17 protein-coding genes are annotated in these 16,577 nt (G+C 74.6%); 6 read left to right on the top strand and 11 right to left on the bottom strand.

What is annotated here, in order from left to right; translation table 11 throughout:
- Positions 1-11 precede the first annotated feature (11 nt).
- Positions 12-665: a cysteine hydrolase gene (locus tag ACNJ93_RS03680; RefSeq protein ID WP_418955871.1), complete on the top strand. Its 654-nt coding sequence runs from the start codon at positions 12-14 to the stop codon at positions 663-665.
- On the opposite strand, the gene ACNJ93_RS03675 is transcribed toward ACNJ93_RS03680, so the two are convergent.
- The 6 genes from ACNJ93_RS03675 to ACNJ93_RS03650 form a co-directional block, all read right to left on the bottom strand.
- Complete coding sequence (locus tag ACNJ93_RS03675; protein ID WP_418955870.1) at positions 652-1,095, bottom strand: Rieske (2Fe-2S) protein; 444 nt, start codon at positions 1,093-1,095, stop codon at positions 652-654. The two genes, ACNJ93_RS03680 and ACNJ93_RS03675, sit on opposite strands and share 14 nt — an antisense overlap.
- Positions 1,096-1,175: 80 nt before the next feature.
- Positions 1,176-2,177, bottom strand: a complete 1,002-nt coding sequence (locus ACNJ93_RS03670) for a HEAT repeat domain-containing protein (protein ID WP_418955869.1) — start codon at positions 2,175-2,177, stop codon at positions 1,176-1,178.
- Positions 2,178-2,180: 3 nt separating this feature from the next.
- On the bottom strand, positions 2,181-2,852 hold the full coding sequence (locus ACNJ93_RS03665) for a HEAT repeat domain-containing protein (protein WP_418955868.1): 672 nt from the start codon (positions 2,850-2,852) through the stop codon (positions 2,181-2,183).
- A 292-nt stretch (positions 2,853-3,144) separates the two neighbouring features.
- Positions 3,145-4,401, bottom strand: coding sequence for an NAD(P)/FAD-dependent oxidoreductase (locus ACNJ93_RS03660; protein ID WP_418955867.1), 1,257 nt, complete (start codon positions 4,399-4,401; stop codon positions 3,145-3,147).
- Between the two features lie 485 nt (positions 4,402-4,886).
- Positions 4,887-5,324: an SRPBCC family protein gene (locus ACNJ93_RS03655; protein WP_418955866.1), complete on the bottom strand. Its 438-nt coding sequence runs from the start codon at positions 5,322-5,324 to the stop codon at positions 4,887-4,889.
- Positions 5,325-5,565: 241 nt separating this feature from the next.
- Positions 5,566-6,282 carry a YqjF family protein gene (locus tag ACNJ93_RS03650; RefSeq protein ID WP_418955865.1) on the bottom strand — a complete coding sequence of 239 codons (717 nt, stop codon included), beginning with the start codon at positions 6,280-6,282 and terminating at the stop codon, positions 5,566-5,568.
- A 217-nt stretch (positions 6,283-6,499) separates the two neighbouring features.
- Between ACNJ93_RS03650 and ACNJ93_RS03645 the strand changes: the two genes are divergently transcribed.
- On the top strand, positions 6,500-6,658 hold the full coding sequence (locus ACNJ93_RS03645) for a hypothetical protein (RefSeq protein ID WP_418955864.1): 159 nt from the start codon (positions 6,500-6,502) through the stop codon (positions 6,656-6,658).
- Between the two features lie 105 nt (positions 6,659-6,763).
- Here the strand turns inward: ACNJ93_RS03645 and ACNJ93_RS03640 are convergent, their stop codons facing one another.
- Positions 6,764-8,143, bottom strand: coding sequence for a glycosyltransferase (locus ACNJ93_RS03640; RefSeq protein ID WP_418955863.1), 1,380 nt, complete (start codon positions 8,141-8,143; stop codon positions 6,764-6,766).
- Between the two features lie 208 nt (positions 8,144-8,351).
- Between ACNJ93_RS03640 and ACNJ93_RS03635 the strand changes: the two genes are divergently transcribed.
- Positions 8,352-10,577, top strand: coding sequence for a glycosyltransferase (locus ACNJ93_RS03635; protein WP_418955862.1), 2,226 nt, complete (start codon positions 8,352-8,354; stop codon positions 10,575-10,577).
- Positions 10,578-10,699: 122 nt separating this feature from the next.
- On the opposite strand, the gene ACNJ93_RS03630 is transcribed toward ACNJ93_RS03635, so the two are convergent.
- Complete coding sequence (locus ACNJ93_RS03630; protein WP_418955861.1) at positions 10,700-10,906, bottom strand: hypothetical protein; 207 nt, start codon at positions 10,904-10,906, stop codon at positions 10,700-10,702.
- Positions 10,907-11,035: 129 nt separating this feature from the next.
- A complete protein-coding gene (locus ACNJ93_RS03625; RefSeq protein ID WP_418955860.1) occupies positions 11,036-12,547 on the bottom strand; it encodes a cryptochrome/photolyase family protein in 1,512 nt (503 codons plus the stop codon).
- 286 nt (positions 12,548-12,833) lie between these two features.
- Here ACNJ93_RS03625 and ACNJ93_RS03620 point away from each other — a divergent pair, with 286 nt between their 5' ends.
- Together ACNJ93_RS03620 and ACNJ93_RS03615 are read left to right on the top strand one after the other, a co-directional pair.
- A complete protein-coding gene (locus ACNJ93_RS03620) occupies positions 12,834-13,421 on the top strand; it encodes a DUF4383 domain-containing protein (RefSeq protein WP_418955859.1) in 588 nt (195 codons plus the stop codon).
- A complete protein-coding gene (locus ACNJ93_RS03615) occupies positions 13,418-14,134 on the top strand; it encodes an SDR family NAD(P)-dependent oxidoreductase (RefSeq protein ID WP_418955858.1) in 717 nt (238 codons plus the stop codon). Before ACNJ93_RS03620 ends, ACNJ93_RS03615 begins: the two co-directional genes overlap by 4 nt.
- Before the next feature lie 25 nt (positions 14,135-14,159).
- Here ACNJ93_RS03615 and ACNJ93_RS03610 read toward each other — a convergent pair whose 3' ends face one another.
- On the bottom strand, positions 14,160-15,296 hold the full coding sequence (locus ACNJ93_RS03610) for a ferrochelatase (RefSeq protein WP_418955857.1): 1,137 nt from the start codon (positions 15,294-15,296) through the stop codon (positions 14,160-14,162).
- A gap of 185 nt (positions 15,297-15,481) precedes the next feature.
- Between ACNJ93_RS03610 and ACNJ93_RS03605 the strand changes: the two genes are divergently transcribed.
- Entirely contained in the window at positions 15,482-16,084 is a 603-nt protein-coding gene (locus ACNJ93_RS03605) for a lipocalin family protein (protein ID WP_418955856.1), read from the top strand.
- Positions 16,085-16,135: 51 nt separating this feature from the next.
- Here ACNJ93_RS03605 and ACNJ93_RS03600 read toward each other — a convergent pair whose 3' ends face one another.
- Positions 16,136-16,390, bottom strand: coding sequence for a DUF6479 family protein (locus tag ACNJ93_RS03600; RefSeq protein WP_418955855.1), 255 nt, complete (start codon positions 16,388-16,390; stop codon positions 16,136-16,138).
- Between the last annotated feature and the right edge of the window lie 187 nt (positions 16,391-16,577).

Genomic DNA, 16,577 nt, shown 5'->3' with positions numbered 1-16,577 from the left:
GGGGGAAGGCCATGGCGTCGTCGTCCGTACCGCTCGTGGAGCAGCTGGATCCGGCCACCACCGTCCTGCTCACCGTCGAATGCCAGGAGGGCGTCGTCGGGCGCGAGAGCGCCCTGCCCGCACTCGCCGAGGCCGCCCGCGCCTCCGGTGCGCTGGGCAACATCGCCCGGCTCGTCGCCGCCGCCCACGCCTCCGGCGTGCAGGTCGTGCACGCCGTCGCCGAACGGCGGCCCGACGGGCGCGGCGCGAACACCAACGCCCGGCTGTTCCGCGCCGCGGCGAGGCTGCCGGTGCAGCAGCACACCGGCAGCGCCGCCGTACGGATCGCCGAACCGATCGAGGTCGCCGACGAGGACCTGGTCGTGCGGCGGCTGCACGGGCTCTCCCCGCTGGCCGGCACCGACGTCGACCCGCTGCTGCGCAACCTCGGCTGCCGCACGCTGATCGTCACCGGCGTCTCCGCCAACGTGGCCGTCCCCAACGCCGTCTTCGACGCGGTCAACCTCGGCTACGCGGCCGTCGTGCCCGGGGACGCCGTGGCGGGCGTGCCGGTCGCGTACACCGCCGAGGTGCTCCGGCACAGCCTCGCGCTGGTCGCCACGGTGACCACCACGCGGGAGGTGCTCGCCGCCTGGAAGCGGCCGAGGCGCGTCACGCCAGCGTGATCGCGTCCCCCTCCACCTTGATCTGCGCGGGCGGCAGCGGCCGGGTCGCCGGTCCCTGCCGCACGCTGCCGTCGGCGGCCGAGAACGCGCTGCCGTGGCAGGGGCAGGTGATCGTGCCGTCGACGACGTCCTTCACCGCGCAGCCCGAGTGGGTGCACGAGGACGAGAAGGCCTTGAACTCGCCGGCCGTCGGCTGCGTCACCACCACGCCCTGATCGGCGAACACCTTGCCGCCGCCCTGCGGGATGTCCGCCGTCCTGGCCAGCACCGCACCGCCCCCGCCCTTCGCGGAGCCGCCCCCGGAGCCGCCGGACGCCCCCGGCGCGCCCGAGCCCGCGTCGTCCCCCGAGCCGCCGCACCCCGCGAGCATCCCGACCAGCCCGGCCCCGCCCGCCGCCGCGACCACCGTCCGGCGCGCCACTCCGCCCATCACAACTCCCCTTAATGTCCGGAATCCTGCCTACGCCCAGAGGTACGTACGGGGCCGCGCGCCCGTTCACACCCGCGCGCTCAGGCGTCGCGGAGCCCGAGGACGTACGTCGCGGTGAGCGCCACGGCGGGGTCCTCGTCGTGGGACAGGCCGGCGAGGGCGGCGGACGCCCGGTCGCCGGGGATGTCCGCGAGGGCCTGGGTCAGGCGCCCCCGGGCCGGCGATCCGGAGGCGTTCCGGTCGAGGCGCTCGACGAGCGCGTGGGCGATCCGGTCCGCCGACGCGGGATCGCTCGCCAGGGTGCTCAGGGCGTCGGCCGCGTCCGCGTCGTTCGCCCCCGCGACGATCATGTCGACGAGCGTCGGGACGGCGTCGGTCACGCCGCGTGCCCCGAGCTCCAGCGCCGCGTACCTGCGGACCACGACGTCGGGGCTCGTCAGGGCCTCGCGCAGCAGGGCGGTCGCCTCGTCGCCCGGAAACTCGGCGAGGGACCGCACGGCGCGCTTCCGCACCGGGGCCTCGGGCGAACCCAGGCCCTCCGCCAGCAGTGCCAGTCCGTCGGGGCCCGACTGCGCCAGAGCCCAGCGCAGGGCTCCCGCGACGCTCGGATCCGACTCGCTCAGCACGGCCTCGACCAGCGCGTCCACCGGTACGGGCACGTCCTCCGCCGCGGACAGGGCCGCGCGCTGCCGCGCCGCCGGGCTCTTCGAGCCCAGGGCCCGCAGGAGCACGACGACCTGGAGCACGTCCTCCCAGCCGGCCGGTTCCGAGGCGCCGATCCGGCGAAGCCGCGTGAGCAACTCCGTCTCCGCCGCGATGCGTTCGCGCGTGCGGCGGACGAGGTCGTCGACGAGCTCCCCGGGCGCGAACCCGGGGTCGTCGAGCGCGCGCCCGACGTCCCGCAGCGACAGCCCCAGGGACCGCAGGCACTCGATGTGGAAGACGCGCCGGATGTCCTCGTCGGCGTACTCCCGGTAGCCCGAGCCGGAACGGCCCGTCGGGCGTACCAGGCCGAGCGACTCGTAGTACCTCAGCATGCGTGCGCTGACCCCGGACCGCCGCGCCACGTCACCGATCAACACGCCCTAGTGCTCCTCGTCACCGATCAACACGCCCTCGTGCTCCTCCCGGCCGGCCCCGCCGAGGGCCACGACCCGCTTCGCCTCCTCGACCGCGAACGCGAAACCCGCGGCCGGATCGCGCCACAGCCGTTCCGTGGCGAGCGCGTGCGCGCGTACGCGCGGGTCGGCGTCCGTCGCCGCCGCGGTCAGTGCCGGGACCATGACCTCCCCGAGCGCGATCAGCGCCCGGCTCAGACTCAGCTGGATCTCGCGCCCGCCGCGTCCGAGCTGTGCCGCCAACCCTACGGCCAGCTCCCGCTCCTCACCTTCGGGCACGAGCACGACCGCGGCCCGCCACGCGCTGCGCGCCACCTCGTCGTCGGCGTCGGCCAGCAGCTCCGGAGTGATCGCCGGCCACGCCCGCCGGTCCCCGATCTTGGACAGCGTGTGCAACGCCTGGCTGCGCGCCTGCGCCCGCTCCGAGCGGACCTCGTCGACCAGCAGCGGGACGGTCAGCGCGGCCTCGTGGCGGGTGAGCGCCCACGTCAGCATCTCGCGCACCGAGAACTCGGGCTCGACCGCGCAGCGCGCGACCAGCGTGCCGATGAACGACGGGTCCGGGGTCGTGCCGACCGCGAGCGCCGCCTGCAACCGGATCGACGAGCTGCTGTTCTCCAGCTCCTGCACTGCGCGCATGATGATCGTGGCCTTTCGCTGGGGTGGTCGGGAGGACGGGCTCCCGTCCCCAGGAAAGGGCTTGTCACGGTGTCAAGGTCAAGCGGAGGCGTGGGCGGGCGACGGTGGCTGTCCACCCGGCGGTGGCCGGGGCTACGTCTGCCGGGACCTCGCGGGCCGGGGCCGGCCCGGTCCCGCAGGCCCTCGGGCAACAGGAGGAGGGCACCTCCACGACGCGCGGAACGCGGCCCTGACCCCTGACGGCCCCGCACCCTGGAAGGCGCGGCCCGTCCGGCGTACGGGAGGCCGGTCCTCAGACCGTGCCCGCCCGCAGATCGTCCAGGACCGCCCGCGCCGCCCGCGCACCCGACGCCAGCGCGCCCTGGACGGACCCCGTCGCCCGGTGGTCCCCGCACACGTACCGGCCGGGACCCCACCGCACGTCCCGGACGAGCGGCGCCGGTCCCGGCATCGCCGGCAGGGCGTCGGTGACGGTGACCCGGTGGACGGGCTCCCAGTCGCCCGTCTCCGTGCCGTACACCTCGCCCAGGGCCCTGACCACCGCGTCTGTCTCCACCGGGCCGGGGCGGCCGAGCACCGACGTCGACACCAGCGCCCGGCCGTCGGCGGAGAACCGGGGCTGGACGGCGGTGAGGACGCAGGTGTTGAGGAACCTGCGCCGAGCGTCGACGACGAGCACCGGCTCGTCCAGTGGAGGACGGACGGCGGCGTGGTACAGCGTGGTGACGGTCCGTCCGTCGGGCACGCGCAGCCCCGGCAGCAGCTCACCGGCGATCCGCTGCCCGGTGGCGACGACGACGGTCCGGGAGCGCACCTCGCGCCCGTCCGTGAGGCTGATGCCCCCGGGCGTCAGCGCCGAGACGGCGCTCCCGGTCCGCAGCACGTCCCGCGGCAGTCGGGCGGCGAGCTGCGCGGGCACCGCGCCGATCCCGTCCGCCGGCAGGCACAACGTGCCGCGCAGCATGCTCCGCCACACCAGGTGGAAGAAGCGCGCCGAGGTCTCCAGGCCGTCCTCCAGGAACACCCCGGAGAGGAACGGCCGGAAGAACGTCTCCACCAGCTGCGGCGACACGCCTGCCGCCGCCAGGGCGTCGAGCGTCGTACCGTCGGCGCCGCGCCGCAGCACGGACGCCGGCGCCAGCGCGTCCCGTGCCGACAGCGCGGCGAGGGCCGCCAGATCACGTGCCGACGCGAGCCGCCCCGGCAGCAGATCCCGGCTGTCCCGCGGCCGACGCGTCGGGTCCGTGAACCGGCGCGGCCCCCGGTCGGTGTGCACGAGCACCCCCGGCGTGAACGGCCGCAACCGCAGCCTCTTCAGGTCCACGCGCCGCTTCACCTGCGGATACGAGGTGTTGAACACCTGGAAGCCGCGGTCCGCGGTGAAGCCGGCCACCTGATCGGTGCGCATCCTGCCGCCGATCGTGTCGTCGGCCTCCAGAAGCAGCACCCGCAGGCCCGCCTCACACAGGTCGCCCGCGCAGGCGAGGCCCGCGGCCCCGGCTCCGACGACCACCGCGTCGTACCGCGTTCCGTCCTTCGTCCTCTCCATGCCGTCCTCGTTCTCGTGGTGCGTCGCGAGCGGGTCCGCGGGCCGCCGGACGTTTGTCGCCCCGGCGGCGAAGGCCCAGTTTCGTCCACCGGGTTCTTCCGCCGCGGGACGCCCGGCGGATGCGGAACGGCCTGACGCGGGCGACGTCGGCCAGCGGTATCGGCGTACACCGCGACGGGGCCGGCGCGGGCGAGGTCGAGGCTGCCGCATGCGCTGGAGGCCGCGGCGGGCGTGGCTCTTGACCGTGCCCAGCGGCATGCCGGTGGGTCCGCGATCCGGGTCTGCGTCAGCTCGGCGAAGTAGGCGGGAGTCCGGGGCAGCGGCAGACGGCTCCTGGAGGCCCACATGGCCGACCGGCGTGACGGACCGAGGGGCTCAGTCCCCGCCGCGCGCCGCCACCGCCGCCTCCTCGCCCGTGAACCGTGTCGGTCATGCTCCCACCCTGGGGTGCGCAAACGACGCGAGCCACGGGGAGCGCCCGGCGCTCAGGAGCGCCACGCCTCGGCGGCTTCCGGAAGGCGCGTGACCACCCCGTCGGCCAGCCGCTCGAACTCGCCGCGCAGGAACGGCGCCGCCAGCCGTGCCAGGCCCTTGAACCTCAGCGACGCCCGGTAGGTCAGCCGCGTCGCCGCTCCCTCCTCGGCGAACCGGAGGTCGTCCCGCGCGGTCACCGTGCTGTTCTCCCCGACGAACACCAGCCGCGTGGGCTCCCGCACGACGAGTTCGTACCGCAGCTCGGTCGTACGGCCCCGGAAGCGCGACGTGTTCCGCCACCGCGCGCCCCGCCGCACCGGCCCGTCGTCGAGCCGCACGCACCGGACGGTGCCGGGATCCCACTCCTCGGTCCGGGCGAAGTCCTCCAGATAGGCCACGACCTCGGCCAAAGGACGCCGCACCACCATCACCCGCTCCACGTTCACCACTGCAACGGCTCCTCCCACTGTCCGCCGGGGCACGCGACGGCCCCGGCGGTCAGGGTTTCCGCCCGCGGGCCCTACCGGATGCACCGACGGCCGGAGCTGCCCGCCCGGCAGGAGGCCCGGTGTGCCGCCCGCAGCAGCGACGCTCAGGGGCGGACGGAGATGGCCGGAGCCGGAGCGGTCATGAGCTCCGCCGCCCGGTTGGACCCCGCCTTCGAGGTGGCGTCGTGCCGCAGCTGCTCGATCAGACGGGCAGACGGGCACTGAAGCGCACGTGCAGGCCGGACGAGTACAGGACGCTCACAGGCCGCGAGGACATGGCGACCGGCAGGCCGGTGGCGGCCGCGACCAGTTCGTCGTCGAGCGAGAGCAACCCGGCCTCGCGGAGACGCCAGGGGCCGTGCCACAGGGGCCAGTAGTAGGTGCCGCCCCGGGTCGCCGCGTGCAGCCCCCACCGAGCCGTCAGGAAGTCGCCCAGCGCGTCCGGGTTCCTTCGTTCCCCGGCCAGGTCGGCCCGGACGCGCGACCGCGGGCCCCTCGAACATCGGCGGCGCACCGTGTACAGCACGCGGTCGTCGAAGCGGAGCCTCCGTGCCGAGGCCCAGTGGTAGGGCAGACGGTACGCGGCCCGCGCGGCGAACACGGGAAGCAGGCGCGCGCAATCGAGACTGAGGAAGACCACTCCTCGGCGCCCGTGGACGTCGACGCTGTAGAGCCGCACGTTGATCTCGGGGAACCGCCCGAGGACCGGAAGTGCGGGTCCTCGGGCGAAGGCGAGGTTCCGCATCTCGAAGAAGACCAGTCCGACGAAGGTGCGCCCGTCGAACGTGTCGGGGCGCGTGCCCTGCGGGAAGAAGCCGGCCACGGCATCGGGGGAGACCGCCCAGTGGACGAAGAGCAGGTCGCTCCAGTCCTGCCGGTAGGACAGGCCGGCAAGGGGGCGGGGTGCCGTCCGCGACACCGGCTCCGGTCTCTCCGGCGACGATGGCCGGTGCTCTCCGGCACCGTTCTCGGGCGCGTGCTGCGGGAGCGGGAACATCAGCGGCTCCCAAGGAGCCCGGCTGCCCCGGGCGTATCCACGTGGCAGCGCAAGGAATGTCGGGCGATCCGGACGATGCGCATGGAACCCTCCTCGTTCGAGGTCGCGTCCTCGTCCACCGTCCGGCACCTTCCGCGCGGTGGCAAGTCGCATCGATCGTGCACCGCTGGTCGGGCTGAACCTCACGCTCACGGTCGTTCCCCTCTCCTCCCGCCCCGAACTCGTCGTCGCCCTCGCCGCCGTGAAGGAGGCGGCCGCGCCGGCCCACCGGGAACCGGGAGCGCTTCCCGAGGAGTAGGTCCACGCCATCACCGGCGTGTGCCGGGAGCTACGCGTCTTCCTGTTGCGGGCCCACGGCCGCTGATCCCGCCGCCGGGTCACGTGTCCGCGGACGGTGAACTCCTCACACGCGGCCCGGGGCCACCGAGGCCATGGTCCGGACCAGCCGCCGCGCCATCCAGTCCGGACCCCGCCGCCGCACCTCGAGCGTCCATCCCGGCAGACCGGGCGGCACCTCCGCCAGCAGCTCGCGCAGCGCCTCTCCGGCCGCGCGCGGAGTCAGCCGGGACGGGTCGAGGCAGAGCGCGAGGCCGGCCCGCTCCGCGTCGTGAGCGATGCAGAACTGGTCGCTGGAGAAGGGCAGGACGAGCGCCGGCGTCCCCGAGACCACGCACTCGGTGAAGGAGTTGTTCCCGCCGTGGTGGACCATCGCGTCTGCCTTCGCCAGCAGCCAGCGCTGCGGCACGACGTCCGCGATGTGCACGTCCGGCCCGGCCAGCGGAGACAGGGCACCCGCCCGGTCGCCCGCGGCGACCACCACAGCGGCGTCGGGGACGTGGGACCGGACCCCGCGCACGAGGACGGCCAGCACGTCGTCGCGGGCCGAGAGGAAGGTGCCCAGGGCGACGAGCACCAGCCGGCGGCGGACCGTCAGGAGCCGGCGCACCACCTCGTCCCACACCCCACCGGGGCTCGGCTCCGCGGGCGGCGAGCAGTGCCCTCCGTAGAAGAACGGTGTTCCCCGGGGACGTTCCGGAAGCCACGGGAACGGCGGGTAGGCGAACACCACCCCGTGCGGCGACGCCAGCGCGAAGGCGCGTCCGGGAGCGGGGGCGGCCGGAGCGTGAGCACGCGCGACCTCGGCGAACCGTGCGGTGAACGCCTCCTCGGCGGCCGCCGCGGCGCGCCGCAGCTCGGCCATGTCCTCCTCGCCGGGGCGAACCGCACGGGGCCACCTGTGGGGTACGCCGAAGAGGGCCTCAGGCGCGTGCGGCACATAGGTCGGGTGTCCGGGGCAGAACGTGGCGTACGGAAGGCCGAGACAGTGCAGCGCCAGCGTCACCGGGTAGCTCAGCTGGTCGACCACGTACCAGTCGGGCGACAGACGGGCGTGCAGCTCCCGCAGCCCCGCCAGAACGGCCGACGGGTCTCCCAGCAGGTCCTCGCCGCGGTGCCGCGCCTGGGTGAGCAGCGCCGCGACGGCCCCGCTCCGGGTGGAGGCGAGGAACTCCTCCAGCCGCTCCGCCTCCCGGACGCCCTGCCGGGTGCTCCGGGCGACGCCGGTGTTCGCGTTCCGCGTGACGGTCAGCGACACGAACCGCACCCCCGCTGCCTCTGCGAGCGGGGCGAAGGACGGCGCGGTCGCCAGGTGCACCTCGCAGCCCGCCCGGGCGAGCGCCCCCGCCAGCACGGACAGGGGCTGGGCGTGCGAGAGGAAGGGAGGACTGACCACCACGACGCGTGGCGGGCGGGTTCCGGTGGCACCGGGACGCGAGTGCTTCATGCCGGGGTTTCCCCCGTCCGGCGTCCGGCGGATGCGCGGGTGCACAGCACCGGGACCGCCTTCCGGGCGCGGAGAGGCCCGCGGGGACCGACTTCCGGGCGCGGAGGCCGCCGCCCGGTGGCTGCGCCTCCCGCCGTCGAAGACGCGTGCATCCATGCCCCCGGCCCCCGGCGAACAACTCCTCGCCGCCCGTCGTCGAGGAGTTCCGATGAAACGCCCCGATCCCGCCGTGCCCGTCGACCCCGCCCCCCGGGGCCGCCCTTCCGGAAGGCCCGATCCGTTCGCGGCGGCCAGGGCCGCCTACTGGGAGCGCGCACCCCGTCCCTCCCCGGGGCACCGCGCCGCCGCACCGAACCTCTTCGCCGAACTCGTCCGGGCCGAGTACCGCCCCGACGACGCACCGGCAGGCCGGCCCGCCGCCGCGACCTCCGGGGATCTCGTCCTGGCCGGGCTGCGCCGCCGCGTTCGGGCGGGCCGCACGCCGCCTCCCGAGACGTGCGTGCGGCTCCTCGCCGACGGCGACCATGCCCGCGCGGCCGTCTTCGACGCGTGGCCGGAGGCCGTCCGGTGCCACGGCACGGAGCGAGCCGCGGCCGCCGTACGGCGCGGCCTCCACGGCACCCGCCCCCCGCATGTCGTCGCGCCCCTGCTCGACCTCGCCGCGGCGGAGTCCCTCGTCCCCCTCGCGCGGCCCGAACTGCTCCGGCTGGCCTACGCGCCCGAACGGACGGTACGCCACGCGGCCTGGCGTCTTCTCGCCGCGTACGACGGCTCGCTCCTGCTGCCCCACGCCGGTGCCACGCCCGGAACCCGTTCCGCGGACGCCTATGAGCGTCTGCTCCGAGAGGCCCTGCGGGCCCCCGGTCCCCCCGCCGCCCCAAAGAGCGCCGAACTGCGCCCCGGCACGCTCGTCGCCCAGTCCATGCTCCTGGGGCACCTGGACCGGCCCGGTGAGGGGCTCAGCGGCGGCCTCGGCGTCCTGCTGGGAGCCCTCGGCGACGCGCTCGCGCGGACCGACGGCGTCGCGGGCGTCCTCACCCTCGTCACGGCCTGCGCTCCCGAACTGGAGGCCGACCCCGTCCTCCTGCGTCGCCGGGGCCGGCGGCACTGGGTGCTCAGGCTCCCCGTCGACAGCCCGCGGCCGGTCGGGCCCGAGGAGCTGGGGCGGCACCGCGAGGCGCTGGCCTGGTGGGCGACCCGACTGCTCGGCTCACTGGGCAGACCCGTCGACGTGCTCCACATCCGCTACGCCGACGACGGCTCGCTCGCCCTCGCCGAAGCGGCCCGACGGACAGGCGCGGCCCTGGTCTTCACCGCCGCGCCCGACCCGCACCGCCAGATGACGGAGCGGCATGCCGGGCCCGGAACCGACGCGAACGCCCTCCGGCACGACCTGCACCGGGTGTTCGTCGCGGACCGGCTGGTCGAGCGGGCCGACCGCGTCGTCGGCATCGCGGGCCCCGGGGGAGAAGCGGACGAGCTGCTCCACCACTTCCCGCAACTGGCCGGCCGGGCCGGAGGAGCTCCCGACGCGCCGCCGGAGGGAATCGCGCCGTACCGGCCTCCGGAGGACGCCGGCCGGCGGATCGACTCCCTCCTCGCGACCGTCGGTGCCCGCCTCGGCGCCACGGCCGCACCGGGCCGGCCACGCACGCCCACAGTGCTGCTCACCGTCGGGCGGCTGCATCCCGTGAAACAGCAGGACGTCCTCGTCCGTGCCTGGGCCGAGTCGGGAGCCTTTCGGGAGTCGGTCCTCGTCTGCGTCGGGGGCAGCCCGTCGGACGCCGACCCCGCCGAACGCGCGATGCGCACACGCGTCGAACGGGCCGTCGCCGCCTGCCCCGAGGCGGCGGAACGCCTGCTCCTCCTGCCGGCTCTCGCCAACGCCGACGTACGCACGCTGGAGCGTCGACTGGCCGACCCCGCGAACGGGTTTCGCGCCCGATACGTGTGCCCGAGCGCCAAGGAGGAGTTCGGGCTGGCCGTTCTCGAAGCCATGGAGGCTGGACTTCTCGTCGCCGCTCCCGAACGCGGCGGCGTCCCGCATTACCTGGTGGACGGCCGCAATGGCCTGCTGATCGACACCTCCTGTGCCCGGACGCTCGGCGAGGGACTGCTCAGGCTGCTCCGGGCCGACGACGGCGCGGCGGCCGCGATGGCGCGCAACGCGCAGGGCCTCGTCCGCTCCACCTACTCCTCGAACGCCATGGCGCGTGCCCTGGCCCGCCACTACACGGCCGTGGCACCCCGCATCCGTACGGACCGGCAGGCCGCCGCACCTTCGCGCGAAGGACCCGTCCGCCGACCGGTCGCGCCGGAGGGGAGGAGCCGCACCGGAGGGGAGGGCACGAGCCTTCCGGAGCCTGACGGCCCTTCGGCCGTGAGGGCTCCCGCACGTGCCGCGCGCCCACGGACGGCGTCGTGGCGGGGGTGATCCCCGCGGCCGACGGGCACACCGCCGAAGCCGGCTCAGGAGCACCCCGTCCCGGCACAGGAGCAGCCAGGAGCACCCCGTTCCGGCCCGGGGTGTTCCTGCGGACTGCGGAGTGAGGCCGGTCAGGCGGGAGGCGCCGGCTCCTGGTGGCGGGGGATCTCGGCGGACACCATCGAACGCCACGCCTGGGCGGCGCAGTTCGGCGGGAACGCCGGGAAGAGGTGCCCGGCCATGTCGATGCGCCACGTGTGCGCGGCGGCGCAGTCGCAGACGTACTCGCCGGCCTCGGGCGTGTACGTGCCGGGAAGGTATCGGGCGGGTGTGGTCATGGTGTCTCCTCGTTCGGTCGATGTGATACCGCGACGACCTTCGCCCGCCCGTCCGCCGACGGATGCGAGGTCGCGGCCGTTCACCTGGACGGCCCCGCCGTCGTGGCGAGGGGCGGGCGGTCCTTCGTGTCACGGCGGCGCGTCACCGCGGAGGCGCTCCCGTTCCCGCTCCTGCTTCAGAAGTGCGGGCAGGTCCCGCAGCCGGTCCAGACCCCGCACCGCCCGCGTCATGCGGGCGTTCCGGCCGAGGCGGTCCCGGTGCCGGTGGAGGAAGGCCCAGTAGCCAGCGGTGAACGGGCAGGCGTCCTCGCCGACCCGCCGGTCCGGACGGTAGCGGCAGGGACCGCACAGATCGCTCATGCGGTCGATGTAGGAACCGCCGGAGGTGTACGGCTTCGTCGTCATCCTGCCGCCGTCGGCGTACTGGGACATGCCGACCACGTTGGGCAGCATCACCCAGTCGTACGCGTCGACGAAGCAGCGGTGGAACCAGTCCGTCACGGCCGCGGGATCCCAGCCGCGCTGGAGGGCGTGACCGCCGAGGACCATCAGACGCGGGATGTGGTGGGTCCACCCCGTGTCCCGGACCTGGCGCAGCGCCGTCGCCACGCACCGGGCCGACACGGCGTCCGCGTCGAGGTCGTCCCACCACCGGGGCAGGGCACCGGTGTGGCCGAGCACGTTCGACCTCCTGTACTCCTCGCCGAAGTACCAGTAGAGGTGCCAGACGTATTCGCGCCAGCCCGCGATCTGGCGGACGAACCCCTCGACCGAGTTGAGCGGCGCCCCGCCCGCCCGCCAGACTGCCTCCGCCCCTTCCACGCACTCGGCCGGATCGAGCAGCCCCAGGTTCAGGGACGAGGACAGCAGGCTGTGGCTCATGGCGCCGTCTCCGGCGAGCATGGCGTCCTCGTGCGCGCCGAACCCCGCGAGCCGGTGGCTCAGGAAACGCCGCAGCGCGGTCAGGGCCTCCCGGCGGTCGGCCGGGAACACCCGCGGACCGTCGCGGCCGGCGAAGGAGACGTCCCCGTCCTTCTCCCAGCGGTCCAGGTCGTGCCTCACCTCGTCGTCGACGGAGTCCTCCCGCGGGCGGTACGGCGCGGGCGCACCGAGCGACGACACTCCCCGCGGTGGCGGTCGGCGGTTCTCGTGGTCGAGGTTCCAGGTGCCGCCGGCCGGTTCTCCGCCGTCCATGAGGAGGTCGTGGTCGCGGCGGACATGCCGGTAGAAGGCCTCCATGCGGAGCGTGCGCTGTCCGTCCGCCCAGTCAGCGAAGGGCTCGTGGCCGACCAGGAACCCGCGCGGCGGCAGCACGGTGACGTTGTCGAGCGAACGTACGAGACGCAGAGCCGCCCGTGAGGTCGGGTGGTGGACCGTCACCCGACCGCGGCCGACAGCGCGCCGGAGCCCTTCCCGGTAGGTGTCCGCCCGCACGTACGTGACCCGGTCGCCCAGCTCGGCGGCGCGGTGCCGCATCGCCGAAAGGATCAGGTGGGCCTTGGCCCGGTGGAAGCGGCGGCGCCGGAAGACGGCCCGCGATTCGATCATCACGACAGGTGCGTCACGGGCGGGGCCGCCGTCCCCCGCCCTGAGGAAGGCGGGCCCGAGCTGATCGCCGAAGAGCCAGTGCGCGTCCGTCATGCCGGATCCGTTCTCGTGCGCGGTGCTCCGCAGCACCGTTCCTGCACCGTCCGTACCTGTTCGCCCCCCAGGCGCCCGTCGGATGCGGCAGCCGACGGCGCGGACCGGAGCCGTTCCCGCACCGGTCCGCCAGGCGGGGGAGACGGACCTTCGAAGCGCATCCGGAGCGGGACGTGTCGAGAAAAACCTGCTGAAGCACCACAAAGGGTGCTCCATGATGCGTCGGTCCGCCGGCGACCCGCCCCCCGGGTGGGAACCGGTGGACTCCGGAAGCAAGGGGAAAGCTGTGCGACTCAAGGACGAACTGCCCGTGGACCACCATCTGGCCACGGTGTACCGCTGGGGCGCGGCCCTCTGCGGGGGCATCCTGCTCGTGTTCGGATGCCTCGGCTTCGCGGACGCGCTCAGCCCCTTCGACACCTCCGGCGACCGGATCGCGGGGATGACCACCAACACCGCCCTGAGCGCGATCTCGGTCGTCGTGGGGCTCGTCCTGCTGGCGGGTGCCGCCGTGGGAGGGAACGCCGCCTCGACCCTGAACCTGACCGTCGGGGGCTCGTTCCTGGTCAGCGGGTTCTACCACCTGTTCGTGCTGGACCGGCCGGCCAACTTCCTCGACTTCGGCATGACCAACGTGATGTTCAGTTTCGTCATGGGGCTTCTGATTCTCACGTTCGGGATGTACGGACGGGTCTCCGGCAAGCTGCCCCACGACAACCCGTACTGGCGCCGGCGCCACCCGCGCGAGGCCGCCGCGGAGTCGCTCGCACGACGCCGGGCCGCCGGCGCCGTCCTGGGGCGGGACGGGCGGGTCACGCCGCCGTCGCCCACCGGCACGTCCTCGCCGGCCGTTCCGGAGGGGCCGCCGCGGTGAGCGGCGGCCCGCGGGAGGGGACGCGACTCCCTGACGACGGCCTGGGGATCACCGGAGCGCGGGTGCTCGTCGTGGGGGCGACGGGGCAGATCGGGGGCCTCGCGGCAAGGTCGCTGCACCGGCGGGGAGCGTCGGTGGCCGTGGCCGGCCGGAACGCGGGGCGACTCGCCGAGCGGTCGCGGCGGTCGGGCGCGTGCCCCCGCCGCCTCTTCGACGCCTACGACCTCGACGGCTGCGAGGGGCTGGCGGCGTGGGCGGTCCGCTCCCTCGGAGGGCTGGACCGTGTCGTCGTGGCCGTCGGCGTGGCCGGCTTCGGGCGCGCGGAACACGTAGGAGAGGCCGCCGCCGAGCACCTGATGACCGTGAACGCCCTCGCGCCCATGGCCATTGTCCGCGGCGCCCTTCCCCTGCTCGAAGCCGGCGGGGCGGTCGCGGTCGTGACCGGCGCGGTGGTCGACGCGCCGCCGCGGGGCATGGCCGACTACGCGGCCGCCAAGACGGCACTCGCCACTTGGCTGGAGGTGGTGGGCCGGGAGCAGCGGGCCCGGGGCGTACGTGTCCTCGACGTACGGATTCCCCACCTGGACGGCGGATTCGCCGCCCGGGCCGTCACCGGGAGCCCGCCCCCGCTGCCCCCCGGCGCCGACCCGGTGGCGTCCGTCGAGCGCCTCCTGGTCGCTCCCCTCATCGGCGCCGACGGCAGGGAGCGGTGAACGCCCCCGGCGGAGCCGTGGACGGTCAGTCGGTGGTCGCCAAGGGGCTGTCGGCGCCGGCGGCGGCGGGGCGTTCGGTGCGGGCGGGGCAGCAGCCGATGGGGCAGAGGTCGTGCGAGGGGCCGAGGGCGCCCAGGGCGCAGCGCTCGACCACCGTGCCGCGTTCGTGGGCTGCGCGTTCCAGGAGGAGGTCGCGGATGGCGGCGGCGAAGCGGGGGTCGTCTCCGACGGTGGCGGAGCGGCGGACCGGCAGGCCGAGTTCCTTGGCTTTGGCCATGGCCTCGGTGTCGAGGTCGTAGAGGACCTCCATGTGGTCCGAGACGAAACCGATCGGCACCATGACGGCGGCCGGGACGCCGGCGGCGTGCAGCTCCTCCAGGTGGTCGCAGATGTCCGGCTCCAGCCAGGGGATGTGCGGGGCGCCGCTGCGGGACTGGTAGACGAGCCGCCAGGGGTACGCGATGCCGGTGGCCTCGCGGACGGCCTCGACGATCACCCGGGCCACGTCCAGGTGCTCCTTGACGTACGCGCCGCCCTCGCCGTGGTCCTCGACGGGGCCGGAGGAGTCGGCGGCGGAGTCGGGGATGGAGTGGGTGGTGAAGGCGAGGTGGGCGCCGGCCCGGACGGACTCGTCAAGTTCGGCGAGCGAGGCGAGGACGCCGTCGATCATCGGCTCGACGAAGCCCGGGTGGTTGAAGTAGTGCCGCAGCTTGTCGACCCGGGGCAGCGGCAGCCCCTCCGCCTCCAGCGTGGCGAGGGCGTCGGCGAGGTTCTCGCGGTACTGGCGGCAGCCGGAGTACGAGGCGTAGGCGCTGGTGGTGAGGACGGCGATGTGGCGGCGGCCGTCGGTGACCATCTCCCGGAGGGTGTCCGTGAGGTACGGCGCCCAGTTCCGGTTGCCCCAGTGGACCGGCAGGTCGAGGCCGGCCCGCGCGAAGTCCTTCCGCAGCGCGTCGAGCAGGGCGCGGTTCTGGTCGTTGATGGGGCTGACGCCGCCGAAGAGGAAGTAGTGCTGCCCCACTTCCTTGAGCCGCTCCGTCGGGATGCCTCGGCCGCGGGTCACGTTCTCCAGGAACGGGACCACGTCGTCCGGTCCTTCCGGGCCGCCGAAGGAGAGCAGCAGCAGGGCGTCGTACGGGGCGGGATCGTGGTGATCGGACATGGGGCGCATCCTCGGGGTGGGTGGACGGTCAGTCCGGTACTTCTCCCTCCGGCGCGTTCGGGATGCGCTCCGCCCCGAAAGGGTCAGGTGGTCGATCCCACGTGCTCCCCGTGCCGCAGCGTGCATCCGACAGCACGCTCCGTACCGAAGCGCTGTGACCCGACACCTTCGAGGAGCCTTCAGCAATGGGTCGATCTTCCCTCACCACGGCGCGCGCCTCCGCCGTCCTGCTCGCGACCGCGCTCACCGCTGTGGCGCTCGCACCCGCCGCGTCGGCGGACCAGGCCGCGCCGGTGCCCCCCGTCCGTTCCGTGGACCTCTCTCGGTACGGCGGGACCTGGTACCAGTTGGCCGCGGTTCCCCGGCTGTTCGAGATCCAGTGCGCCAAGAACGTCAAGGCCGTGTACGGCCCCACCGCGCGGGGCGCCGTCGCGGTGACGAACAGCTGCGCGACCTGGCTCGGCACCACGAGCCGGATCTCCGGCGAGGCCCTCCCCCTCGACGCCACCCACGCCCGCCTCAACGTGTCCTTCCTTCCCTGGAAGGGGGGTTACCGCCACGGGACCGAGGCGAACTACATCGTGGCCGGCCTCGGCGCCGCGTACGAGTGGGCACTGGTGACCGGCGAAGGACGCACCTCCGGTTTCGTGCTCTCGCGCACCGCGCGGCTCGACCCGGCCCGCACGGCAGACGTCGTCGACGCGATTCGGCGCGCCGGGCTCGACCCGGCGGACTTCCGCACGACCCGTCAGGACGGCGGAGACCCCGGCTGGCGTCTGACGCCCTGAGAGACGTCGGGCCGCCGCTTCCGCGGCGGCCCGACGCGACGGGCGGCCCGCTCAGTCCTCGGCGGCGGTGACGCGCTCCGTCCGTCCCCACAGTTGGTAGGGGCGGAGCCGCTGCGTGCGGTCGAGATGGGGAACGGCCACGGCGCGACGGAACTCCGAGATCTCTCCTGGCAGACGGTCGGTCGCGGGGCGGCGGGGCTGCTCGTGCGGGAGGGGCGGGGGCGTCGTGCCCCGCTGCAGACGGAAGCCGAGGACGAACCCGGCCAGGAGCACGGTGACGACGATCAGTCCGACGAGGATGTGCATGGTGGCCTCCGGGGAGGGAACGGACCATCACTACCTCTACGCCGTCACCGCGGCTTCGGATGCACGGACCCGCCTCGTCACACGGCCGGCCGCACCCGGCGGGCGTCCGGTGCCTCCGGCCGGTGCCGCGCCGTGCCGTCACCACGGCGTGGTCCCGTCATGCCTGGTCACGACCAACCTGCTGCTT

Source organism: Streptomyces tritici, from assembly GCF_048500665.1.
GTDB classification, from domain to species: Bacteria; Actinomycetota; Actinomycetes; order Streptomycetales; family Streptomycetaceae; genus Streptomyces; species Streptomyces tritici.
This window is presented reverse-complemented; position numbering and strand designations above follow the sequence as displayed.